Consider the following 22,879-nt stretch of genomic DNA (forward strand, 5'->3'; position numbering starts at 1 on the left):
GGCTAGGTATATTGCAGCCTCCGCCCGGCTCTGGTCGCGCGGGGCACGTCAGGGCTAAGCTCCTCCAGCGCCACTGTTGCCGCTGTGTTACAGCGCAACCCTGAAAGCCATGCTATCAACCCTTAGGTGCAATGGCGGATCGGGAGCCACAGGCGAATTATGAGGAAAGTTCTACTCACGTCGGCAATGCTTGTTGGGTTTTGTTCGCCAGTCTTTGCTGCGGATGCATTGTCGGTCGAGCCCACGTCCTACAATTGGACTGGCGCCTATATCGGCGCAGTGGCCGGCGTCAATTTTCTCCAGGGCGATGTGACGATCCCCAATAACGATCCTAGCGAATACGATGGTGATAGCACCTCGGCATCGGTTGGCGGCCAAGTAGGCTATCAATACCAGTTCGACAACAATTTCGTTCTCGGAGCGGAGGCCCGCCTGGTTGCGGTGTTCAACAAGAAGACGGTGCCGACAATCGACGCTGAAACGTTCGAGACCGCTGCCGATTGGCAAGGCGATATCGTTGCGAAGGCCGGATATGCGATGGGCAATTTCCTACCCTACGTTAAGGGCGGCGTGGCCTTCCTGCACCTGCACGATACCGGATATAGCGTTCTCGGTTTTGGCGATACCAAGTTTGACAGGACTTATACCGGCTGGACGATCGGTGTCGGCGCCGACTACGCGCTCAATGACAAATGGGTTGTCGGCCTTGATTACGCCTACGCGCATTTCTCGGATCATAATTTCCAAGACGACAGCGCGTTGGTTGGTCCAACATTCGTCAAGCCCAGCACCCATACGGTTTCTCTGAGTCTGAACTACCGCTTTTGATCTCCCTAATGCAGCCGCGGCAAAGACCGCAGCGGCGGTCCCTATATTCGAATCCCCGCCTTCCAGAGTCGCAGCCGCGCCTTCGCCAGAGGACCGGACTGAGGCGTCGTCAATGGCCGTATGTGCCGTTTGATTCTCTTGAACAAGGCATTGGCCGGTTCCGCCTCCAGCGACTTCGCAATCATCCGCAGAGCCGGCTTCACCTTCCCGAATGTTGCATGGAGAATATGCGCCGAACACGCCGCGGCGTAGGGATGCCCCTCTGCGGCCGCCGCGAAGAAGGACTCGAAATCCTTCGACATGACATCACCGCGCCATGTTCGGCAGACCAGCACGCCAATCGCGCGCAACGGCATTGCGGGAGAGGCTTCGAACTGTCCTGTCATGAGCGCCTTCAAAACGGCTTCGCCGGACCGATAGTCGCGTTCGCGAAAAAAGGCCGCCGCGATTTTGAGCGGATAGACGTCGTTGTGCGGATCCAGCGCGTGAGCCTTTTCCAGGATGTCTCTTGCTCGCGCGGGATTGATTTGATCCTCGAGATCGAGAAACGCGGTTTGATAGCCGAAGGCCGCCTCGAGCGGGTGGTAATCGCCCTGATGTCGGCTGAGTTCGGCCAGAATCACTTCCGCGGCTCTCGAACCGTCGAACAAGGTTTTCGGATGGACGAGACCGACATCGCCCATCATCGATGCGACGGACGCATAGACGCTGCCGCCTGCATAGATTTTCTGGCACCGCGCCATCAGCCTCATCTCGAAAAATGCCTTGAGCGTCTCATCTGCGAATTCCGCCGATCCCAGATCGTCGCCCAGCAAGGCTCCCGTTTCCGACCGCAGATATTCGAGCGTTTCACGATCCTGACCGATCAGAAGAGTTGTCAGGCCTTTTGACGAAAGCTCTGACGCGACAGCCTTGACCAAGGTCGAGGCCACTACCTTGTCGCTGAAATGCAGCATGAAGCGATACTTGCCGCGCACGATGTCGCCGCTGCGAAGATGCAAAGCGGCGATCGGCCCCGGAAACGGGCACTTGTCGGCGGCGTCGAGCGCCTGATTCACGGTCTTGGAAAACCCGAAACCTCGCAATGTCTCCGATCGTTGGACGAGTTGGGGTCCGCCACGAAAATGATCCAGTATCTCAAACTCGTTGCAGATCCAGCCGCGAAACCTTCGCCGTGCCGCCGCGGCATCGAGACTGGCACGGCTAAAGGCTACCTCTCCGAGAACATCGAAACCCAATGGTTCGACCGTCTCCCCCAGCCAGTGCTTCTCGATAAAATCGGCGGAGAATATCTTGTCGACTTTCTCAACCGAGTGAAATTTGTCGTCATGGATAGGCTTCCAGGCAAAGCCAAAGCGATAGCCGAGCGAGTCGGCAAACGCCTTGGCGTTGACCATAGCCAAAAGCCGGCCGCCCAAACCGTCCTCCCTGGTCGCCGCGATGAGTTTCGATTGAGAATCATGCAGTGCCAAGACGGATATCGCCTTTCTCGACATGGTCGAGGAACCAGGCATAGGTCTGTTCCAATCCATCTCGAAGCGAATAGGCCGGCCTCCAGCCGGTCTTGAACAGGCGCGAGACGTCCATCAGCTTGCGCGGCATCCCGTCCGGCTTCGTCGGATCGAACGCGATCTCGGCGCCGGCGCCGACGACCGATACGACGGTGCCGGCAAGCTCCGCGATGGTGATGTCCTCACCGCTACCGACATTGACGTGGCCGTCGCCGGAATAAGTCTTCAAAAGCCAGACAAAGGCGTCGGCGGCGTCGTCGACATGCAGGAATTCTCGCATCGGCCGGCCCGAACCCCACACCTGCAGGGTCTTTTGACCGGTTAGCTTCGCCATATGCGCCTTGCGCATCAGCGCAGGCACGACATGACTGCTGTCGAGGTCGAAATTGTCGCCCGGACCGTAGAGATTTGTCGGCATGGCCGAGATGTAATCGACGCCATGTTGCCGCCGGTAGGCCTGGCAAAGTTTCAACCCGGCGATCTTGGCGACGGCGTACCATTCGTTTGTGGGTTCGAGCGGGCCGGTGAGCAGCGCGTCTTCCGGGATCGGCTGCGGCGCAAGCTTCGGATAGATGCAGGACGAGCCCAGGAACAGAAGCTTCTGCACCCCGCTGCGAAAGGCGGCCTCGACGACATTGGTCTGCACGACGAGGTTTTCGTAAAGGAAATCCACCGGGAAGCTGTCATTGGCCAGGATGCCGCCGACCTTGGCGGCCGCCATGATCACGGCGTCCGGCCGCCGGGCCTCCATCCAGCGGCGCACGCCGGCCTGGTCGAGAAGGTCGAGCTCGCTGCGCGCCACGGTCACGATCTCGCAATCCTCGCCGGCCAGGCGGCGCACCAGGGCCGAGCCGACCATGCCGCGGTGGCCGGCAATGAAAATGCGCTTTCCTTTGAGATCGAAACTCTTGTCCATAAGCGCCGAGTCCTAGGTTGAACTGCCGTTGCGCCAAGTAGCGCCGGCGGTGCGCACCAGGTCGGCCCGAACCATTTCCGCCACCAGGTCCTTGAAGCCGATGGTGTGCGACCAGCCCAAAACCTTTCTTGCCTTGGCGGCATCGCCGACCAGCGTATCCACTTCGGTCGGCCGGAAGTAGCGCGGATCGATCCGCACAAGCGCGGCGCCGGTGGCTGCGTCGATGCCGACTTCATCGGCACCGCTGCCCTGCCAGCGAATGCGGTGTCCGGCCTCGGCGAAGGCGAGTTCCACGAATTCGCGCACCGAATGCGCCTCGCCGGTCGCGAGCACGAAATCGTCCGGCTCGTCATGCTGCAGGATGCGCCACATGCCCTCGACATAGTCGCGCGCATGGCCCCAGTCGCGACGTGCGTCGATATTGCCGAGATAGAGCGTCTCCTGCAGGCCGTGATGGATCGCGGCAACGGCGCGGGTGATCTTGCGGGTGACGAAGGTTTCGCCACGCGTCGGGCTCTCGTGATTGAACAGGATGCCGTTGGCGGCGAACATGCCATAGGCCTGGCGGTAATTGACCGTGATCCAGTAAGCATAAAGCTTGGCTGCCGCATAGGGTGAGCGCGGCCGGAACGGCGTGCTCTCGTTCTGCGGAGTTTCGACCGCATCGCCATAGAGCTCCGAGGTCGAGGCCTGGTAGAAGCGCACCGATTTCTCGAGGCCGAGAATGCGGATCGCTTCGAGAAGCCTGAGCGTCCCCAGCGCATCGGCATTGGCGGTGTATTCCGGCGTCTCGAAGCTCACCTGGACATGGCTTTGCGCGCCGAGATTATAGATCTCGCTGGGCTTCGTCTCCTGCACGAGGCGGATCAGATTGGTCGCGTCGGTCAGATCGCCATGATGCAGAAAGAAGCGCGTGCCGCTCTCATGCGGATCGACATAGATGTCGTCGACGCGCTCGGTGTTGAAGGAAGACGACCGGCGTTTGACGCCGTGGACAACATAGCCCTTGCCGAGCAGCAGCTCGGCCAGATAAGCCCCGTCCTGCCCGGTAACCCCGGTGACAAGCGCAACCCTGTTTGCCAGGGCGACCTTGTCTGCCGGGGCGACTTTGTCCGCCATTGCCATGTGCGCCCGCGCCTATTTTCGGCAAGCGAATACGATTTATCGCCGAAACGCAAATCCCCGCACGGGGAACCTGCTTAAACGCCCGCGACCGCCAGCAGGTTCTTCATCCTGGCGATGGCAAGATCGGGGTCGGCCAGCAGCCCGGCCTGGTCGGAGAGCCGGAAGACATCCGCGTAGTGGCATATGCCGCGCGCCGATTGCATGCCGCCCACCATCGTGAAGTGGTCCTGATGCCCGTTCAGCCAGGCCATGAAGACGATGCCGGCCTTGTAGTATTCGGTCGGCGCCTCGAAGATTTTTCGCGACAGCGGCACGGTCGGCGCCATCAGCGCGTCATAGCCGGCCTTATCGCCCTCCGCCAGCTTCGCCAGCGCGGCATTTGCCACCGGCGCGATGGCGTCGAAGATGCCGAGCAGCGCATGCGAGTGTTTCCTGCCGTCGCCGGCAATCAGTGCGGGATAGTTGAAATCGTCGCCGGTGAACATCACCACCCCGTCGGGCAGCCTATCGCGCAGCCGCACTTCCTTCTCCGCGTCGAGCAGCGATATCTTGATGCCTTCGACCTTGCCCGCATGCCGCTCGATGATGGCGACGACCGTGTCGAGCGCCGCGTCGAAATCGTTGCTGCCCCAATAATTCTTGAGCGCCGGATCGAACATGTCGCCAAGCCAGTGCAGGATGACCTTGCCCGATGCCTGGGACAGCATGCGGTCATAGACGCGGGCATAATCGTCCGGCCCTTTGGCCACCGCCGCGAGCGCGCGGCTCGCCATCATGATCGCCTTGCCGCCCTCGCCTTCGATGAAGGCGAATTGCTCTTCATAGGCGCCGATGACGTCATCGAGCGTCTTGGCCGCAGCCGGCGCCAGGTGATCGGTCCCCGCCCCCGAGGCGAGGTCGGCGCCCGGCACCGTTTTGGCTTCCGCGATCGAGCGGCGGATCAGCTCCTTCGCGCTCGCCCAGTCGAAACCCATCCCGCGCTGGGAGGTATCCATGGCTTCGGCGATGCGAAAGCCGAGCCGCCACAGATGATGACGGAACGCGATCGTCCTGTTCCAGTCGACCGCCGGCCGCGACCACGGATCGGTCATGGCGATGGGATCGGCAACGACATGGGCGGCGGCATAGGCGATGCGCGAAAAGCGTGCGCCCTCGATCGGTTCGACCGGTTTGCCGACAAGCCGGTAGCTGACGCGGTCGCCGTTTGCCGCAGGCAAGGTGATGTCCATGGAACTCTCCCTTGCGGTCGCTATAAATGGAACGTTCCAATAAATCAAGAACCTTTATGATTCACGGCATCCAAGCCGGAAGACATCGTGTCTCCTTTGGGATATCCCTTACATTCATTGACCTTTTGAACCGCTCCAATCAATTTTTCGAATCTCAGCGGAATCGTGATTGACTCGGATTTGGATCGATGATTAGAACGTTCCAATAGATTTTCTCGAAACTTGGAGGACATGACGAGGATGGCCAGCCGGCCCAAGGCGACGATCCTGGACATCGCTCGCGAGGCCGGCGTGTCCAAATCGACGGTGTCGCTCGTGCTGCAGGGCAGCGGGTTGATCCGGCCTGAAACCGCGGTCAAGGTGCGCAAGGCGATCGAGGATGTCGGCTATGTCTACAACCGCGGCGCCGCCAATCTGCGCAAGGCCCATTCCAATGTCATCGGCATGGTGATCAACGATCTCACCAACCCCTTTTTTGCCGAGTTGGCGGTCGGCATGGAGCGCGTCTTCCAGGCGGCGGGCGTCGTCCCCTTCATCGCCAACACGGCGGAAAACCCGGTACGTCAGGAAGAGGTGCTGAAGTCGCTGATGGAACAGGGCGTCGCCGGCCTGATCGTCTCGCCGGCGCGCGGCACCACGCCCGGTACCTTCCGCCGCATCGAGACGGCCGGCGTCCCGATCGTCTTCACCATGCGCAGGCTGCCGGACAGCCGCATTCCGGTGATCGCGCCGGACAATCATCGCGGCGCGGTGCTTGCCGCCGAACATCTGATCCGCAGGGGCCATCGCCGCCTGGCCTTCTTCGGCGGTTCATCCGATCTCGTTGTCTATCAGGAGCGCCTGGGCGGCTTCCTCGAAGCCTGCGAAACGCTCGGCATCCCAGCTTCCGACCGGCTGATCGTCGAGGGCGAGACCAGCCGCAAGGGCGGCATGGCCTGCCTGGAGACGGCCCTTGCCGTGCCGCAGCCACCGACCGCGGCGCTGTGCTTCAACGATGCGGTAGCCTTCGGCGTCATGCTGGCATTGCGCAAACGCGGTCTCGAGGCGGGCGCAGACTTTGCCGTCGTCGGCTTCGACGACGTCGCCGAGGCCGAGCACTACAGCCCGGCGCTGACCAGCGTCGCCGTCGACACCGCAGGCCTCGGCGAGCGCGCGGCGCACGTCATGCTGAAGATGATCCAGTCGCGCACCACGCGCGCCGAGAACCATATCGGTGCCGTCAGCCTGGTCGTGCGGGAAAGCAGCGGCCCGGACCGCAACAGCCAAGTGGGAGACGCGGCGTGAGCGTGCGATGGGGACTGATCGGCGCCAGCACGATCGCCAGACAGTTCATGATCGATGCCATCCGCGCGCAGGCCGACGGCGAGGTCGCCGCCGTGATGAGCTCCAGCCCGGAACGGGCCGAGACCTATGCAAGGGAAAACGGCATCGCACGCGCCGTCTCGTCTCTCGACGCGCTGCTCAACTCGAATATCGACGCCGTCTACATCTCGACCACCAACGAATTGCATCTCGAGCAGGGGCTTGCCGCGATCAAGGCCGGCAAGCATGTGCTGTGCGAGAAGCCGCTGGCGCTGACCAGCGCCGATGCGCGTGAGATGGTTGTCGCCGCGAAAGCTGCCGGTATCGTCTTCGGCACCAATCACCATCTGCGCAATGCCGGCGCGCACCGCGCCATGCGCGAGGCGATCGCCGCCGGCCGCATCGGCAAGCCGATCGCGGTGCGCGTCTTTCATTCCGTCTATCTGCCGGAAAACCTGCAGGGTTGGCGCATCGCCAAGCCTGAGGCCGGCGGCGGCGTTGTGCTCGACACAACCGTGCATGATGCCGACACGCTGCGCTTCGTGCTGGACGACGACCCCGTCGAGATTTCGGCCTTCACGCAAGCCGCCGGCATGGCCGGCGGCGGACTGGAGGACGGCGCCATGTGCATCTGGCGCTTCAAGTCCGGCGTCATCGCGCAGTCGCATGAGGGCTTCACCACGAAATTCGCCGGCACCGGCTTCGAGGTGCATGGCTCGGAAGGCTCGCTGATCGCCGCCAATGTGATGACGCAGAAGCCGGTCGGCTCGGTGCATCTGCGCAGCTCGAGCGGAGAAGAAGAGCTGAGCTTCGACCGCGAGGATCTATACACCCGCTCGCTGCGCCACTTCCATGCCGCGATCCGCGGCGAAGGGCGGCCTGCCGCCACCGGCGAGGACGGCGTCTGGTCGCTGGCATCGGCCGAAGCAGCACTGCAATCGTCGAACACCGGCAAGGCCGTCGCCATCGACCCGCAACTTGGGGGCATCGCGTGAGCAAGCTCGTCTCGGCGGCTTATGCCGCCAGCCTGATCAAGGATGGCATGGTCGTCTCGGTGTCGTCGTCGAGCGGGCTCGGCTGCCCCGACTCCGTGCTTGCCGCGATCGGTGAGCGTTTCGACGCGGAAGGCCATCCGCAAGCGATCACCACGCTGCATCCGATCGCCGCCGGCGACATGTACGGCATCAAGGGCATCGACCATCTCGCCAAGCCAGGCCTGCTCAAGCGCACGCTCTGCGGCTCCTATCCGTCCGGCCCCTCCTCTGCCGAGCCGCCGCAAATCTGGAAGATGATCGGCGACAATTCGATCGCCGCCTACAACGTGCCATCCGGCATCCTGTTCGACATGCATCGCGAGGCCGCCGCCAAACGTCCCGGCGTGCTGACCAAGGTCGGCCTCGACACATTTGCCGATCCGCGCCACCAGGGTTGCGCCATGAACGCCGCGGCCAGCGAGCCGATCGTCTCGGTCGAGCAGTTCGACGACGAGGAATGGCTCTATTTCCGCGCCATCGTGCCCAACGTCTCGATCATCCGCGCCACGACGGCCGACGAGCGCGGCAACCTCACCTACGAGCATGAGGGCGCCTATCTCGGCGGGCTGGAGCAGGCGCTGGCTGCCCGCAACAATGGCGGCATCGTCATTGCGCAGGTCAAGCGCGTCGTCGAGAACGGCACCCTGAAGCCGCACGATGTGCGGGTGCCCGGCGTGCTGGTCGACCATATCGTCGTGGCGCCCGACCAGTTGCAGACGACGCAGACGCCTTACGACCCGGCGATCTCGGGCGAGATCTTCCGGCCGCTGTCGACCTTCCGCACGCCGGAGATGAACATCCAGAAGGTCATCGCGCGGCGCGTCGCCATGGAATTGCGCGACGGCATGGCCGTCAACATCGGCTTCGGCATCTCGGCCAATGTGCCGCGCATCCTTCTCGAGGAAGGCCAGCACGGCAAGGTCACCTGGGTGATCGAGCAGGGCGCGGTCGGCGGCGTGCCGCTGCTCGACTTCAAGTTCGGCTGTGCCTCCAACGCCGAGGCGATCATGCCCTCGCCGCACCAGTTCATCTATTTCCAGGCCGGCGGCTTCGACGCCTCGCTGCTCTCCTTCCTGCAGATCGACCGCCATGGCTCGGTCAACGTCTCCAAGCTCTCGGCGCGGCCGCATGTGACGGCCGGCGCCGGCGGCTTCGTCGACATCACCGCGCGCGCGAAGAAGATCGTCTTCTCCGGCTTCTTCAATGCCGGCGCCAAGCTGTCGCTGGCTGGAGGCGCGATCCGCATCGACCAGGAAGGCAAGATCAAGAAGGTGGTCGCGGAGGTCGAGCATATCTCCTTCTCCGGCAAGCGGGCGGTCACCCAGGGGCAGGACATCACCTATGTCACCGAGCGCTGCGTGATGAAGCTGACGCCGGACGGGCTGATGGTGACGGAACTGGCACCCGGCGTCGATCTCGAACGCGATGTCTTGGCGCAGGCCGAGATCCCGCTCGCTGTGGCGAACGACCTCAAGGTCACTCCTGTGGCGCTTTATCAGGACCGGCCGATCGGCCTGTCGCTCAATGGCGGCGCTTCGCTCGGAGGCGCGCATGGCTGAGCTTGTCACCTTCGAGCGGGACGACGCCATAGGCATCGTCACGCTGCGCCGGCCGGAAAAGTTCAACGCGCTCGACATCCCGATGCTGCGTGCGCTCGAAGCGGCGCTCGACGAAGCGGAACTGGCCGAGGGCGTTCGCGCCGTGCTCATCCGCGGCGAAGGCAAGGGCTTCTGCGCCGGCGGCGACGTCGAGGCCTGGGGTGCCATGAGCGCCGCCGACTTCCAGGTGCAATGGGTGCGCTACGGCCACCGCGTCTTCGATCGGCTGGCGCGGCTCAGGCAGCCGACCATCGCCGTGCTCTCCGGTCATGCGCTGGGCGGTGGGCTGGAACTGGCGGCGGCCTGCGATTTCCGCGTCGCCGAAATGCAGGTCAAGCTCGGCTTCCCCGAAACCTCGATCGGCGTCGTTCCCGGTTGGTCGGGCACGCAGCGCGCGGTACGCCGCTTCGGCGCACAGATGGTGCGCCGGATGGCGATCGGCGGCGAGATTTTCCTAGCAACCGAGGCGCTCGCGCACGGCGTCGTCGACCGGCTGGTCGAAACAGGCAAGGCCTTCGAGGAAGCGAGGGCCTGGGCCGAAAAGATCGCCGAGCGCGGTCCGCTGGCGACCGAGGCCGCCAAGCTAATGATCGGCATCGCCGAGGGCGAGGAAAATGCCGCCGCGACCGAGGCGCTGGCCAGCGGCTTCATCGCGCTGACGGCCGACCTCAAAGCCGGCGTCGGCGCCTTCAAGGCCAAGCAGAAGCCAGCCTTTTCGAGATCCTAGAGAAAAGATGATGAACGCACCGCTCAACATTGCCATGCCGGCTGAGGCATCCCAAGCGCCGAAGGCCTACAAGCTGCTGATCGACGGCAAGCATGTCGATGCCCGCGACGGCCGCAGCATCGAACGCGCCAGCCCCGGCCACGGTTTTGTCGTGTCCCGTTACGCGCAAGCGGGCGCGACGGAAGTCGAGGCGGCGGTGCAGGCCGCGCACAAGGCTTTCGAGACCGGCCCGTGGCCGCGCATGAAGGCGTCGGAACGCGCGGCGGTTCTGCTGAAGGCGTCCGACCTGATCGAGACCCGGCTGGAAGAGATCGCCCGCCTCGACGCGCTGGAATCCGGCAAGCCGATCGCCCAGGCGCGCGGCGAGATCGGTGGCGCGATCGACATCTGGCGCTATGCCGCCTCGCTTGCCCGCACGCTGCATGGCGAGAGCTACGCCAATCTCGGCGATTCCATACTGGGCGTGGTGCTGCGCGAACCGATCGGCATCGTCTCGATCATCACGCCGTGGAATTTCCCCTTCCTGATCGTCAGCCAGAAGCTGCCTTTCGCGCTCGCCGCCGGCTGCACGGCGGTGGTGAAGCCCAGCGAAATGACGTCGGCGTCGACTTTCGTGCTCGGCGACATCCTGCTGGAGGCTGGGTTGCCGGCCGGCGTCGTCAACATCCTCGCCGGTTTCGGCGCCGATGTCGGCGCGCCGATGGTCAGCCACCCGCTGGTCGAGATGGTCTCTTTCACCGGCTCGACCCGCGTCGGCAAGATAACCATGGCGGCCGCTTCCGATTCCTTGAAGAAGGTCTCGATGGAGCTCGGCGGCAAGAACGGCCAGATCGTCTTCCCGGACGCCGATCTCGAGGCGGCGGCGGATGCCGCGGTGTTCGGCGGCTTCTTCAACGCCGGCGAATGCTGCAATGCCGGCAGCCGCCTGATCGTGCATGAGGCGATCGCCGACGACTTTCTCAATATGGTGAAGGCGCTGTCCCAGAAGGTCCGTGTCGGCGATCCGCTCGACGACCAAACCAAGGTCGGCGCCATGATCTCGGCCGACCATATGGAAAAGGTAGCCGGCTATGTGAGGGCGGCGAAAACCGATGGCGGCAACGTTTTCACCGGCGGCGCCCGGCTTGCGTCCAATGCCGGTCAATATCTCGATCCGACCATCATCCGTAACGTCACGGAGGATATGGCGATCGCCCGTGAGGAAGTGTTCGGGCCGGTGCTGTCCGTGCTCACTTTTGAAACGATTGAAAAGGCATTGCACATTGCCAACAACACGCCCTATGGTCTGTCAGCAGGGGTATGGAGCGCCGGCATGGACACGTGCATGTCGGTGGGGCGCGGTGTGCGTTCGGGGACGGTTTGGGTGAACACGTTCATGGAAGGTTACCCCGAGCTGCCCTTCGGGGGGTACAAGCAGTCCGGTCTCGGACGCGAACTCGGCAAACGCGCCGTCGAGGATTATACCGAGGAAAAGACTATCCAGTTTCATCGCGGCCAGCGCACCGGATGGTGGGTCGGCTGAGTTGGGAGGCCCCGGCGGCCACCCCGCCGGTTCTGTGAATGCAACAAGGGAGGTAGTACATGTTGCGCAAACTGCTTATCGGAACGGCTCTTGCGACGAGCTTTGCGTTCTCGGCGCATGCCGCGGACGTCAAGGAAGTGCAGATGCTGCATTGGTGGACGTCGGGCGGCGAAGCGGCTGCTCTGAACGTGCTGAAGCAGGATCTGGCCAAGGAAGGCTATGCCTGGAAGGACGTGCCGGTGGCCGGCGGCGGCGGCGACGCCGCCATGACCGCGCTGAAGGCGATGGTCGCGGCCGGCAACTACCCGACCGCATCGCAGATGCTCGGCTACACCGTGCTCGACTATGCCGCCGCCGGCGTCATGGGCGATCTCACCGAGACCGCCAAGAAGGAAGGCTGGGACAAGTCGGTTCCGGCTGCCCTGCAGAAATTCTCCGTCTATGACGGCAAGTGGGTCGCCGCTCCGGTCAACGTCCACTCCGTCAACTGGCTGTGGATCAACAAGGCGGTGATGGACAAGATCGGCGGCACCGAGCCGAAGACCTTCGACGACTTCGTGGCATTGCTCGACAAGGCCAAGGCGGCCGGCGTCATCCCGCTCGCGCTCGGCGGCCAGAACTGGCAAGAGGCGACCATGTTCGACTCCGTCGTGCTGTCGACCGGCGGGCCGGAGTTCTACAAGAAGGCAATGAACGACCTCGATGAGGAGTCGCTCAAGTCCGACACGATGAAGAAGTCGTTCGACAACCTTGCCAAGCTCGTCAAATATGTCGATCCGAACTTCTCGGGTCGCGACTGGAACCTCGCCACCGCCATGGTCATCAAGGGCGATGCGCTGGTTCAGGTCATGGGCGACTGGGCCAAGGGCGAATTCCACGCCGCCAACAAGACCCCGGGCACCGACTTCCTGTGCTACCGCTTCCCGGGCACCGACGGCTCGGTGATCTACAACTCCGACATGTTCGGCATGTTCAACGTTCCTGAAGACCGCAAGGCTGCCCAGGTCGCTCTGGCCACCGCCACTTTGTCGAAGAGCTTCCAGTCGGCCTTCAACGTGGTGAAGGGTTCTGTCCCGGCCCGCACCGACGTGCCGGACACCGACTTCGACGCTTGCGGCAAGAAGGGCATCGCCGACCTGAAGAAGGCCAATGAAGGCGGCACGCTGTTCGGCTCGCTGGCCCAGGGCTACGGCGCCCCGCCGGCCGTCGCCAACGCCTACAAGGATGTCGTGTCGAAGTTCGTCCATGGTCAGATCAAGACCTCCGACGAGGCCGTGACCGAGCTGGTCAAGGCGATCGACGACGCCAAGTAAGGTTCACTTGAAACAACCCTCCCCCGCTTCGGCGGGGGAGGTCTCCTGTCGACAAAAGGTGCGGGACAGACCCTGGCGCTTTTTCGCGCCGGGCGGGTTCCAACCAACCGGTACTGGATGAGCCGATGAGCACAGTTGCCGAAACCCAGATCAAGCTGACACCGGAGCACGACGCTCGTCCCGAAGCGACGGTCCGGTCGCGGCTGCAGGACCTGCTGCCGAAGATCGTTTTGGCGCCGAGCTTCGCGGCGACGATCGTCTTCGTCTATGGCTTCATCCTGTGGACGATCTATCTGTCCTTCACCAATTCCAAGACATTCCCGTCCTATGCCGTCACCGGAGCCCGCGCCTATCAGCGGCTGTGGCGCTGGACCTTCGAGAGCGACCCGCCGTCGAGCTGGTACACCTCGATCACCAATATGGGCATATTCGGCTTCCTCTACATCCTGATCTGCCTGGCGCTCGGGCTGTTCCTGGCCATCCTGCTCGACCAGAAGATCCGCGGCGAAGGCGTGCTCAGGCCGATCTACCTCTACCCGATGGCGCTCTCCTTCATCGTCACCGGCGTCGCCTGGAAATGGTTCCTCGATCCCGGCCTCGGACTGGAACAGACGCTGCATCAGTGGGGCTGGACGAGCTTTCATTTCGACTGGATCAAGAACAAGGATTTCGTCATCTACACCGTGGTGATCGCCGGCGTCTGGCAGGCGTCCGGCTTCGTCATGGCGATGTTCCTGGCCGGCCTGCGCGGCATCGACGGCGAGATCATGAAGGCCGCGCAGATCGACGGCGCGTCTAGCTTCCAGCTCTATCGCCGCATCGTCATTCCGCTGCTCAGGCCCGTCTTCCTGTCGGCCTTCATCGTGCTCGCGCATCTGGCCATCAAGTCCTATGACCTTGTCGTGGCGCTGACCAGCGGCGGGCCCGGCGGCTCGGCCTGGCTGCCGTCCAACTTCATGTATGAGTTCACCTTCAAGCGCAACGAAATGGCGGTCGGCTCGGCAAGCGCGGTGATCATGCTGATGACCATCACCGCCATCATCGTTCCGTATCTCTATTCCGAGCTCAGGGAGAAGTCGCGATGAGCGCCGTCGCTTCACCCGCCAGCCAGGCCGCAAGCGGCGCCCGTGCGAGGACCTTCAACCGCATCGTCATCTACGGGCTGCTTGGGCTGTTCGCGATCTTCTATCTGATGCCGCTCTTCGTCATGCTGGTCACCTCGTTCAAGACCATGGACGAGATCCAGAACGGCAACATGCTGTCGCTGCCGCATGCGCCGACTTTCGCGCCATGGATAAAGGCGTGGAGCGAAGTCTGCTCGGGCCTGACCTGCGTCGGCATGAAGGGCTATTTCTGGAACTCCATCAAGATGGTCGTGCCGGCAGTGCTGATCTCGACGCTGCTCGGTGCGCTCAACGGCTATGTGCTGACCAAATGGCGCTTCCGCGGCCACACGCTAGTCTTCGCCATGATGTTGTTCGCCTGCTTCATCCCGTTCCAGTCGGTGCTGTTGCCGATGGCGACGATCCTCGGCAGCCTCGGCCGCTTCGGCGTCACCCTGCAGAACGCGACCGGGTTCAACTTCGGTCTCGGCAATTCGACCGTGAACCTGGTCTTCGTCCATGTGGTCTACGGCCTCGGCTTCACAACGCTGTTCTTCCGCAATTATTACGAGGCCTTTCCGACCGAGTTGGTGAAGGCGGCACAGGTCGACGGCGCGTCCTTCTTCCAGATATTTCGGCGCATCATGCTGCCCAATTCGCTGCCGATCATCGTCGTGACGGTGATCTACCAGTTCACCAACATCTGGAACGACTTCCTGTTCGCCTCCGCCTATGCCGGCTCCGGCGACGTGATGCCGATGACGGTGGCGCTGAACAACGTTGTCAACACCTCGACCGGCGTCGTCGAATACAACGTCAACATGGCGGCGGCGATGATTGCCGCGCTCCCCACCCTGATCGTCTATGTCGTCGCCGGCCGCTATTTCGTGCGCGGGCTGATGGCCGGCGCGGTCAAGGGCTGACCACATTCGGAAGGAACGACCATGGCTTTTCTGGAAATTGATGGGCTGAAGAAGCGCTTCGGGAATGTCGAGATCCTGAAGGGCATCAATGTCGAGCTCGAAAAGGGCGGCTTTCTGGTGCTCGTCGGCCCTTCCGGCTGCGGCAAGTCTACGCTGCTCAACACGATCGCCGGGCTGGAGCAGATCACCGAGGGCGAGATCCGCGTCGACGGCCGCGCGATCAACGACCTGCATCCTTCGAAGCGCGACATCGCCATGGTGTTCCAGAGCTATGCGCTCTACCCGAATATGACGGTTGCCGGCAACATCGCCTTCGGCATGGAGATGCGCGGCGTGCCGGCGGCGGAACGCCAGGCGGCGATCGACAAGGTGGCGAAGATCCTGCAGATCGGCCATCTCCTCAACCGCAAGCCCAGCCAGCTTTCCGGCGGCCAGCGGCAGCGCGTCGCCATGGGCCGGGCGCTGGTGCGCGACCCGAAACTCTTCCTATTCGACGAGCCGCTCTCCAATCTCGACGCCAAGCTGCGCGTCGACATGCGCATCGAGATCAAGCGCCTGCACGCCACGACCGGCACGACCATCGTCTATGTCACGCATGACCAGATCGAGGCGATGACGCTGGCGACCAAGATCGCCGTCATGCGCGACGGCGAGGTGCAGCAATTCGGCACGCCGGCCGAAATCTACAACAACCCGACCAACATCTTTGTCGCCGACTTCATGGGCTCGCCGGCGATGAACCTGATCCCGGCCAAGATCGATGCTAACGGCAGCGGGCTGTCGGTGGTTCTGGACCGCGAAGCGCGCCAGCCGATCGTGCTGCCGATGCCCGGCGCGCCCACCGGCCTTGCGGCCTTCAAGGACAAGCCGGTGATCTTCGGCGTGCGCCCCGAAGCGCTGACCGACCCGGAAGGTGCGGAACGCAACGGTTCGAACATCGCCACCGCAGACTGCCATATCGAAGTGGTGGAGCCGGCGGGATCGGATACTTTTGCCGTCACCAATCTGGGCGGCAAGGGCGTGGTGGCGCGGCTGAGAGCTGATGCGAATATCCAGCCCGGCACCAGCACGCCCTTGGCCTTCAACCTCAGCAAGGCGGTGTTCTTCGACCCGGCGACCGAGAAGCGCATCCTTTAAAAAGCTATGGCAAACCCGGATATCGTCATCATCGGCTCCGGCATCGGCGGCGCCACGATCGCCTCCGGCTTGGCCGGCAGCGGCGCCTCGATCCTGATCCTGGAGCGTGGCGAGCCGCTGCCCGCGACGCCGCATGCGCGCTCGACGCGCTCCATCTTCATCGACGAGCACTACCGGCCGAAGGAGATGTGGCGCGAGGCCGGCGGTGCCGCCTTCAACCCAGGCAACTATTACTATGTCGGCGGCAATTCGAAGTTCTTCGGCGCCGTCCTGATCCGCTACCGCAAGGAGGATTTTTCCGAGCTCGAGCATTTCGGCGGCGTCTCGCCGGCCTGGCCGTTTTCCTATGACGAATTCGAGCCGTGGTATTCGAAGGCCGAGCAGCTTTTTCGCGTGCGCGGCACGCTGGGTGAAGACCCGACCGAGCCGTTCCATTCGATCCCCTACGCCTTCAAGCCGGTGCCGGACGAGCCGCCGATCGCGCGCGCCCGCGCCGAGCTGAAGAGCCTTGGACTCCATCCTGCCTCGCTACCGCTCGGCGTCGACATCGAGGCCTGGCTGAAGGACGGCAGGACGGGCTGGGACGCCTTCCCCAACACCGGCCAGGGCAAGATCGACGCCCAGACTGGACCGCTGACGGCGGCGCTCACCGACAAGAACATCCGGCTCGAGACCGGCGCGCATGTCGACTGGCTCGAAACCGCGCCGGACGGCAAGTCGATCGCCGCCATCCACTACACCCAGAACGGCGAGCACAAGACGCTGTCGCCGAAGCTCGTCATCCTGTCCGCCGGCGCGATCAATTCGGCCGCCATCCTGCTGCGCTCGCCCTCCGCTACCGGCAACGGCCTCGCCAACAGCTCCGACCAGGTCGGGCGCAATTTCATGAACCACAATTCGAGTGCGATGCTGGCGATCGACCCGCGCCGCCGCAACGATAGCGTCTACCAGAAGACGCTGATGCTCAACGATTACTACCTGTCCGACGGCAAGGACGGCAAGCCGCTCGGCAATGTGCAGCTGCTCGGCAAGATCGACGGCAACATGCTGAAGGCCAATGTGAAGAGGATGCCGAAATTCGTGCTCGACTTCATGGCCGGCCACGCCGTCGATTGGTACCTGATGTGCGAGGACCTGCCCGATCCCGAAAGCCGCATCATGGTCGACGGCAAGGAGATCATCATGCAATGGCGGCGCTCCAACATGCAGTCGCTGGATGGCCTGACCAAGGTCATGCGCGAGAACCTTCGCGCCTGCGGCTATCCGATCGTGCTGTCGCGGCCCTTCGACAAGCGCACGCCGTCGCACCAATGCGGCACCGTGAAGATCGGCAACGACCCGGCAACATCGCCGCTCGACCCCTTCTGCCGCGCCTGGGATCATCAAAACCTGTTCGTCGTCGACGGCGGCTTCCTGCCGACATCGGCCGCCGTCAACCCGGCGCTGTCGATCGCCGCGCAGGCGCTGCGCGTTGCCGACCATATCCGCAAGACGGAGCTTTCTTCATGATAGGCCGGCGCCGCCCCTCATCCGCCTGCCGGCACCTTCTCCCCGTAAACGGGGAGAAGAAGGCTGGCCGCAACGCCGGCACCCATTCTGCAACGCTTGCGACTGGCGAAGCCGGCGACAAAGGCTTCCTTCTCCCCGTCACTATACGGGGAGAAGTGCCCGGCAGGGCGATGAGGGGCAGCGCGAACGTTCAAAAGGCTAGTCTCCAATGACCCGCCCGGCAGCCATCGTCACCGGCGGCGCTCGGGGTATTGGCCTCGCCTGCGCCGAGGCGCTGGCGGACGCCGGCTTCGACCTCCTCGTCGCCGACCTTGCCAACAAACCCGTCGGCGGTCTCGCCGAAAACATCGCCGGGCGTGGCGCGAAGTTCGCTTACGCCCAATGCGACATCGCTGATCTCGCACGCCACCCTGCGCTCGTTGATGCTGCAACCAACGCCTTCGGCCGCATCGATTGCCTGGTCAACAACGCCGGCGTCGGCGCCGTGGTGCGCGGCGATCTGTTGGAGCTGAAGCCGGAGAATTTCGACCGCGCTCTGGATATCAACCTGCGCGGTACAGTGTTCCTCAGCCAGGCCGTCGCCAAGGTCATGCTTGCGGCATCCGCAAACGCCGTCCGATCGATCATCACCATCACCTCGGTCAGCGCCGCCATGGCTTCGCCGGAACGCGCCGACTACTGCATCTCCAAGGCCGGGCTTTCGATGTGGGTGAAAAACCTGGCGCTGCGGCTTGCACCAGAAAATATCGGCGTGTTCGAGGTCCGGCCGGGCATCATCCGAACCGATATGACGGCTGGCGTTTCCGCCAAATATGACGCGCTGATCGAGGGTGGGCTGGTGCCGGCAAAACGCTGGGGCGAGGCAGGCGATATCGGCACTGTCGTGGCCGCGCTTGCCTCCGGAAAGTTCGCCTTTTCGACCGGATCGGTCATCGATGTCGACGGCGCGCTCTCCGTGCCACGCTTGTGAGGAACCATGGCTGACTACATCATCGTCGGCGCCGGTCCGGCCGGCTGCGTTCTCGCCAACCGGCTGACCGAGGATCCGTCGAATTCCGTCCTGCTTCTGGAGGCCGGCGGCAAGGACTGGCATCCGCTGATCCACATGCCGGCGGGCTTTGCCAAGATGACCAAGGGTATCGCCTCCTGGGGCTGGTCGACAGTGCCGCAGAGGCACATGAAGGACCACGTCTTCTGGTACACGCAGGCCAAGGTCGTCGGCGGCGGCTCATCGATCAACGCCCAGATCTACACGCGCGGCAATGCCCGCGACTATGACGCCTGGGAGAAGGAAGAGGGACTGGCCGGCTGGGGCTATCGCGATGTGCTGCCCTATTTCAAGCGCGCCGAGAACAACCAGCGCTTCGCGAACGATTTCCATGGCGACCAGGGACCGCTCGGCGTCTCCAACCCGATCTCGCCGCTGCCGATCTGCGAGGCCTATTTTCGCGCCGGGCAGGAAATGGGCATTCCGTTCAACCCCGACTTCAACGGCGCCAGCCAGGAAGGCGTCGGCTACTATCAGCTGACCCAGAAGGATGCGCGGCGTTCATCAGCCTCCGTGGCCTATCTGAAGCCGATCCGCAGCCGCAAGAACCTGACGGTCAGGACCGATGTGCTCGTCACCCGCGTCGTCGTCGAGAAGGGCCGCGCCGTCGGCGTCGAGATCGTCGACAAGCCGGGCGGCGAGAAGACCATATTGCGCGTCGAACGCGAGGTGATCGTCTCGTCGGGCGCCATCGGCTCGCCGAAACTTCTGCTGCAATCAGGCATCGGCCCGGCCGATCATCTGAAGTCGGTTGGCGTCACGCCCGTGCATGACCTGCCCGGCGTCGGCTCCAACATGCAGGATCATCTCGACCTTTTCGTCATCGCCGAATGCACCGGCGACCATACCTATGACAATTACGCCAAGCTGCACCGCACGATGTGGGCCGGCTTGCAATATCTGCTGCTCAAGAAGGGCCCCGTCGCCTCAAGCCTGTTCGAGACCGGCGGCTTCTGGTACGCCGACCCGACCGCCGCCTCGCCCGACATCCAGTTCCATCTCGGCCTCGGCTCCGGCATCGAGGCAGGCGTCGAGAAGCTGAAGAATCCGGGCGTGACGCTGAACTCCGCCTTCCTGCGCCCGCGCTCGCGCGGCACGGTGCGATTGAAGAGCGCCGACCCCGCCGACCACCCGCTGATCGATCCGAACTACTGGTCCGATCCTTACGACCGCGACATGTCGATCAAGGGCCTGCGGCTGGCTCGCGAGATCATGCGGCAGAAGGCGCTGCAGCCCTATGTGCTGCGCGAGGTGCTGCCCGGCCCTGCCCTGCAAAGCGACGCGGACCTTTTCGACTACGCCTGCCGCACGTCGAAGACCGACCACCACCCCGTCGGCACCTGCCGCATGGGGCATGATGCGATGGCCGTGGTGACGCCGGATTTGAGGCTGCGCGGCATCGAAGGTCTGCGCGTCTGCGATGCGTCGGTGATGCCGCGCGTTCCCTCCTCCAACACGAATGCGCCGACGATCATGGTCGGGGAAAAAGGCGCCGATCTCATCCTCGGCCGCGAGCCGCTGCCGCCGGCCGTGTTCAAGGGCAACCAGGCGGCATGAGGCATCAACGATGATCCGGCATTGCGTCTTTGTCCGCTTTCGCGACGACGTCCCTGAAATCGAGCGCGCGGCGATTCACGCTGATCTCGAAGCCTTGCGCGCCGTTATCGCCGGCATGGACAGGGTCCAATTCAGCGCCAATGTCAGCCCGGAGCCGTTCGGGCGCGGCTTCGGTCACGGTTTCACCATCGACTTCCGCGATGCCAACGCCCGCGACGCCTACCTCGTTCACGAGGCGCATCAGCGCGCCGGCGCGCGCCTGGTCGCCGCGCTCGAAGGCGGCACCGACGGGCTGATGGTCATTGATCTGGAGGTGACGCAAATGTGACCGCTCGCCGGCTCAAATCCGGCGGCCGTCCCGTTCTCTTTTGCCCGCCCTGGAACATATCGTGCTTTCGGGGGATGCAAAAGGAGCACTGCCTTGAACCTCACCCCCGAGCAGAAGAAAACCGTAACCGCATCGTTCCTCGGCTGGACGCTCGACGCTTTTGATTTCTTCCTTCTGACATTCCTGCTCACCGATATTGCCGCTGAATTCCAGACCGACGTGCCGGCGGTCTCCAAAGCACTGTTCCTGACACTGGCGACGCGTTTCATCGGCGCGTTCTTCTTCGGCGTGCTTGCCGACAGATACGGCCGCAAGCCCATTCTGATGCTCAATATCGTCAGCTATTCGGTGATCGGCGCCTTGGCCGCCTTCTCGCCCAATCTCGGCATATTCCTGGCGCTGCGTGCCCTGTTCGGCATAGCCATGGGAGGCGAATGGGGTCTGGGCAGCTCGCTCGCCATGGAATCCATTCCGCCAAGCGCGCGCGGCACGGTCTCGGGCATTCTGCAATGCGGCTATCCGGCCGGCTATCTGCTGGCCGCGGTCGTCTACGGGCTGCTCTACGGGCAGAAGATCGGCGACTTCACCTTCGGTTGGCGCGCCATGTTCCTCCTGAGCTTCCTGCCGGCGCTGATCGTGCTCTTCATCCGCTCGCATGTGCCGGAATCGCCGGCCTTCGTCGAAGGCCGCGCCCAGACGCGGCCCGGCCTTTTAGAAACGTTGCGGAAGCACTGGCGGATCGCGCTCTACGCCGTGGTGCTGATGATGTTCTTCAACTTCTTCAGCCATGGCACGCAGGACCTCTATCCGACCTTCCTGAAGAAGCAGCACGGCTTCGACACGCACACGGTGAGCTGGATCACCATCGTCGCCAATATCGGCGCGATCGTCGGCGGCCTGGCCTTCGGCGCGCTGTCCGAGAAGATTGGCCGCATCAACGCCATCACGCTCGCTTGCGTGATCGCCATGCCGGCAATCCCGCTCTGGGCTTACACGACCACGCCCTTCATGCTGGCAATCGGCGCATTCATCATGCAGGTCGCGGTGCAGGGAGCCTGGGGCGTCATCCCGGTGCATCTCAACGAATTGTCGCCAGGCTCGGTGCGGGCGACCTTGCCCGGCTTCATCTACCAGGCCGGCAATCTCGCCGCTTCCTATGGCGGTCCCTATCAGGCCGGCATTGCCGAAGCGCCGGGAGGCAGCTACGGCTATGCGCTGGCCCTGTTTGCCGGCGTGGTCGCCGTCTGCATCATCGTCGTCATCCGCTTCAGTCCGGAAAGGCGTGGCCAGGTGATGACCGTGCTCGGCTGAGGGTCTGTCTTCAACCCATTCTGAGCGCCGCGACACCGGCAACGATGCCGAGCGCCGCGGCCGCGCGCCAGACGGTCATCTTCTCGCCCAGCGCCAGCACCGAGATCAGCATGGCAAACAGGATCGAGGTCTCGCGCAGCGACGCGACCGAGGCGATCGGCGCCTTGGTCATTGCCCACATCACGATCCAATAGGCCGCGCCGCTGAGCACGCCGGTGAACAGCCCGGCCTTCCAGTCGCGCGCCAGCACAGGCAGCGACCGCGGCCCGCGAAAGAAGATGCACAGCAAAAGCGCCCACGTCGCATCGCAGACGAACAGCCAGGCCGCATAGCTTTGCGCGGTTGCCGCCAGCCGCGCGCCGCTGCCGTCGGAGAGTGTGTAGCTGGCGATGAAGATCGATGTGCCGAGCGCGAAGCCGACCGCGCGCAGATTGAGCTTCTCCAGATGCGCCCCGCCCCGGAACGACATGACCAGCGTGCCCGCCGACAGAAGCACGATGCCGAGGATGGCGAATGGCGCCGGGACCTCGCCGATCAGGACGATGCCGCCGAGCGCCGAGAGCAATGGTGCGGTGCCGCGCGCCAGCGGATAGGTCTGAGCGAAATCGCCGGCCTTGTAGGCGCCGATCAAGAAAGTGCGGTAGCCCATGTGGAAGATCATCGAGGCGAAGATGTAAGGCCAAACTTCGGCCTTTGGCACCTCGACGAAGGGAAGCGCGACCAGCGCCGCAAAGCCCATGCCGAGCGTCATCAGTGTGATCGACAGGAAGCGGTCGAGATGCACCTTGACCAGCGCGTTCCAGATCGCATGCATGGCCGCCGCCGAAAGCACCGCCAGGACGACGAACAGCGTCATGC

The 22,879-nt window shown here is 63.5% G+C and carries 20 protein-coding genes; 15 read left to right on the forward strand and 5 right to left on the reverse strand.

Features of this window, described 5'->3' with window-relative positions; all coding sequences use genetic code 11:
- Positions 1–186 precede the first annotated feature (186 nt).
- A complete protein-coding gene (locus LB538_RS08055) occupies positions 187–828 on the forward strand; it encodes an outer membrane protein (RefSeq protein ID WP_224543545.1) in 642 nt (213 codons plus the stop codon).
- A 41-nt stretch (positions 829–869) separates the two neighbouring features.
- On the opposite strand, the gene LB538_RS08060 is transcribed toward LB538_RS08055, so the two are convergent.
- From LB538_RS08060 to LB538_RS08075, 4 genes are all read right to left on the reverse strand, one after another.
- Positions 870–2,300, reverse strand: coding sequence for a hypothetical protein (locus LB538_RS08060; protein ID WP_224524144.1), 1,431 nt, complete (start codon positions 2,298–2,300; stop codon positions 870–872).
- Complete coding sequence (gene fcl / locus LB538_RS08065) at positions 2,287–3,255, reverse strand: GDP-L-fucose synthase (protein ID WP_140842164.1); 969 nt, start codon at positions 3,253–3,255, stop codon at positions 2,287–2,289. Before fcl ends, LB538_RS08060 begins: the two co-directional genes overlap by 14 nt.
- Before the next feature lie 12 nt (positions 3,256–3,267).
- Positions 3,268–4,374 (reverse strand): GDP-mannose 4,6-dehydratase, encoded by a 1,107-nt coding sequence (gmd, locus tag LB538_RS08070; protein WP_224524143.1) that lies wholly within the window; start codon positions 4,372–4,374, stop codon positions 3,268–3,270.
- Between the two features lie 80 nt (positions 4,375–4,454).
- Positions 4,455–5,609 carry a dihydrodipicolinate synthase family protein gene (locus tag LB538_RS08075; RefSeq protein ID WP_224524141.1) on the reverse strand — a complete coding sequence of 385 codons (1,155 nt, stop codon included), beginning with the start codon at positions 5,607–5,609 and terminating at the stop codon, positions 4,455–4,457.
- A gap of 240 nt (positions 5,610–5,849) precedes the next feature.
- Here LB538_RS08075 and LB538_RS08080 point away from each other — a divergent pair, with 240 nt between their 5' ends.
- From LB538_RS08080 to LB538_RS08145, 14 genes are all read left to right on the forward strand, one after another.
- Entirely contained in the window at positions 5,850–6,893 is a 1,044-nt protein-coding gene (locus LB538_RS08080; RefSeq protein WP_224524139.1) for a LacI family DNA-binding transcriptional regulator, read from the forward strand.
- Complete coding sequence (locus tag LB538_RS08085; RefSeq protein ID WP_224524137.1) at positions 6,890–7,906, forward strand: Gfo/Idh/MocA family protein; 1,017 nt, start codon at positions 6,890–6,892, stop codon at positions 7,904–7,906. Before LB538_RS08080 ends, LB538_RS08085 begins: the two co-directional genes overlap by 4 nt.
- Positions 7,903–9,504, forward strand: a complete 1,602-nt coding sequence (locus LB538_RS08090) for an acyl CoA:acetate/3-ketoacid CoA transferase (protein WP_224524135.1) — start codon at positions 7,903–7,905, stop codon at positions 9,502–9,504. The genes LB538_RS08085 and LB538_RS08090 overlap by 4 nt, the downstream gene beginning before the upstream one ends.
- On the forward strand, positions 9,497–10,270 hold the full coding sequence (locus tag LB538_RS08095) for an enoyl-CoA hydratase/isomerase family protein (RefSeq protein ID WP_224524133.1): 774 nt from the start codon (positions 9,497–9,499) through the stop codon (positions 10,268–10,270). The genes LB538_RS08090 and LB538_RS08095 overlap by 8 nt, the downstream gene beginning before the upstream one ends.
- 10 nt (positions 10,271–10,280) lie before the next feature.
- The gene (locus LB538_RS08100; RefSeq protein ID WP_224524638.1) at positions 10,281–11,792 is read left to right on the forward strand and encodes an aldehyde dehydrogenase family protein; all 1,512 of its coding nucleotides are present in this window, start codon (positions 10,281–10,283) and stop codon (positions 11,790–11,792) included.
- Between the two features lie 59 nt (positions 11,793–11,851).
- Complete coding sequence (locus tag LB538_RS08105; RefSeq protein WP_140632473.1) at positions 11,852–13,105, forward strand: ABC transporter substrate-binding protein; 1,254 nt, start codon at positions 11,852–11,854, stop codon at positions 13,103–13,105.
- Positions 13,106–13,230: 125 nt separating this feature from the next.
- The gene (locus tag LB538_RS08110; protein WP_224524129.1) at positions 13,231–14,190 is read left to right on the forward strand and encodes a carbohydrate ABC transporter permease; all 960 of its coding nucleotides are present in this window, start codon (positions 13,231–13,233) and stop codon (positions 14,188–14,190) included.
- The gene (locus tag LB538_RS08115) at positions 14,187–15,131 is read left to right on the forward strand and encodes a carbohydrate ABC transporter permease (RefSeq protein ID WP_224524124.1); all 945 of its coding nucleotides are present in this window, start codon (positions 14,187–14,189) and stop codon (positions 15,129–15,131) included. Before LB538_RS08110 ends, LB538_RS08115 begins: the two co-directional genes overlap by 4 nt.
- Positions 15,132–15,152: 21 nt before the next feature.
- Complete coding sequence (locus LB538_RS08120; RefSeq protein ID WP_224524121.1) at positions 15,153–16,268, forward strand: ABC transporter ATP-binding protein; 1,116 nt, start codon at positions 15,153–15,155, stop codon at positions 16,266–16,268.
- 6 nt (positions 16,269–16,274) lie between these two features.
- On the forward strand, positions 16,275–17,777 hold the full coding sequence (locus LB538_RS08125; protein ID WP_224524111.1) for a GMC oxidoreductase: 1,503 nt from the start codon (positions 16,275–16,277) through the stop codon (positions 17,775–17,777).
- Between the two features lie 208 nt (positions 17,778–17,985).
- Positions 17,986–18,747, forward strand: coding sequence for a 3-ketoacyl-ACP reductase (locus LB538_RS08130; protein WP_224524109.1), 762 nt, complete (start codon positions 17,986–17,988; stop codon positions 18,745–18,747).
- Between the two features lie 6 nt (positions 18,748–18,753).
- Entirely contained in the window at positions 18,754–20,382 is a 1,629-nt protein-coding gene (locus LB538_RS08135) for a GMC family oxidoreductase (RefSeq protein ID WP_224524105.1), read from the forward strand.
- A gap of 10 nt (positions 20,383–20,392) precedes the next feature.
- Positions 20,393–20,710 (forward strand): Dabb family protein, encoded by a 318-nt coding sequence (locus LB538_RS08140; protein ID WP_224524104.1) that lies wholly within the window; start codon positions 20,393–20,395, stop codon positions 20,708–20,710.
- Between the two features lie 93 nt (positions 20,711–20,803).
- Positions 20,804–22,021 (forward strand): MFS transporter, encoded by a 1,218-nt coding sequence (locus tag LB538_RS08145; protein WP_224524102.1) that lies wholly within the window; start codon positions 20,804–20,806, stop codon positions 22,019–22,021.
- A 10-nt stretch (positions 22,022–22,031) separates the two neighbouring features.
- Here the strand turns inward: LB538_RS08145 and LB538_RS08150 are convergent, their stop codons facing one another.
- The gene (locus LB538_RS08150) at positions 22,032–22,877 is read right to left on the reverse strand and encodes an EamA family transporter (RefSeq protein ID WP_224524090.1); all 846 of its coding nucleotides are present in this window, start codon (positions 22,875–22,877) and stop codon (positions 22,032–22,034) included.
- Positions 22,878–22,879 lie beyond the last annotated feature (2 nt).

The organism is Mesorhizobium sp. Ca11 (assembly GCF_020165275.1).
GTDB lineage: Bacteria > Pseudomonadota > Alphaproteobacteria > Rhizobiales > Rhizobiaceae > Mesorhizobium.

What these genes read in the sequence shown, in the direction of transcription:
- fcl (WP_140842164.1), bottom strand. Translation starts at nt 3,255, where the DNA reads ATGGACAAGAGTTTCGATCTCAAAGGAAAGCGCATTTTCATTGCCGGC.
- LB538_RS08100 (WP_224524638.1), top strand. Translation starts at nt 10,281, where the DNA reads ATGAACGCACCGCTCAACATTGCCATGCCGGCTGAGGCATCCCAAGCG.
- LB538_RS08135 (WP_224524105.1), top strand. Translation starts at nt 18,754, where the DNA reads ATGGCTGACTACATCATCGTCGGCGCCGGTCCGGCCGGCTGCGTTCTC.
- LB538_RS08080 (WP_224524139.1), top strand. Translation starts at nt 5,850, where the DNA reads ATGGCCAGCCGGCCCAAGGCGACGATCCTGGACATCGCTCGCGAGGCC.
- LB538_RS08150 (WP_224524090.1), bottom strand. Translation starts at nt 22,877, where the DNA reads ATGACGCTGTTCGTCGTCCTGGCGGTGCTTTCGGCGGCGGCCATGCAT.
- LB538_RS08140 (WP_224524104.1), top strand. Translation starts at nt 20,393, where the DNA reads ATGATCCGGCATTGCGTCTTTGTCCGCTTTCGCGACGACGTCCCTGAA.
- LB538_RS08120 (WP_224524121.1), top strand. Translation starts at nt 15,153, where the DNA reads ATGGCTTTTCTGGAAATTGATGGGCTGAAGAAGCGCTTCGGGAATGTC.
- LB538_RS08055 (WP_224543545.1), top strand. Translation starts at nt 187, where the DNA reads ATGCTTGTTGGGTTTTGTTCGCCAGTCTTTGCTGCGGATGCATTGTCG.
- gmd (WP_224524143.1), bottom strand. Translation starts at nt 4,374, where the DNA reads ATGGCGGACAAAGTCGCCCCGGCAGACAAGGTCGCCCTGGCAAACAGG.
- LB538_RS08110 (WP_224524129.1), top strand. Translation starts at nt 13,231, where the DNA reads ATGAGCACAGTTGCCGAAACCCAGATCAAGCTGACACCGGAGCACGAC.
- LB538_RS08125 (WP_224524111.1), top strand. Translation starts at nt 16,275, where the DNA reads ATGGCAAACCCGGATATCGTCATCATCGGCTCCGGCATCGGCGGCGCC.
- LB538_RS08130 (WP_224524109.1), top strand. Translation starts at nt 17,986, where the DNA reads ATGACCCGCCCGGCAGCCATCGTCACCGGCGGCGCTCGGGGTATTGGC.
- LB538_RS08095 (WP_224524133.1), top strand. Translation starts at nt 9,497, where the DNA reads ATGGCTGAGCTTGTCACCTTCGAGCGGGACGACGCCATAGGCATCGTC.
- LB538_RS08105 (WP_140632473.1), top strand. Translation starts at nt 11,852, where the DNA reads ATGTTGCGCAAACTGCTTATCGGAACGGCTCTTGCGACGAGCTTTGCG.
- LB538_RS08075 (WP_224524141.1), bottom strand. Translation starts at nt 5,609, where the DNA reads ATGGACATCACCTTGCCTGCGGCAAACGGCGACCGCGTCAGCTACCGG.
- LB538_RS08115 (WP_224524124.1), top strand. Translation starts at nt 14,187, where the DNA reads ATGAGCGCCGTCGCTTCACCCGCCAGCCAGGCCGCAAGCGGCGCCCGT.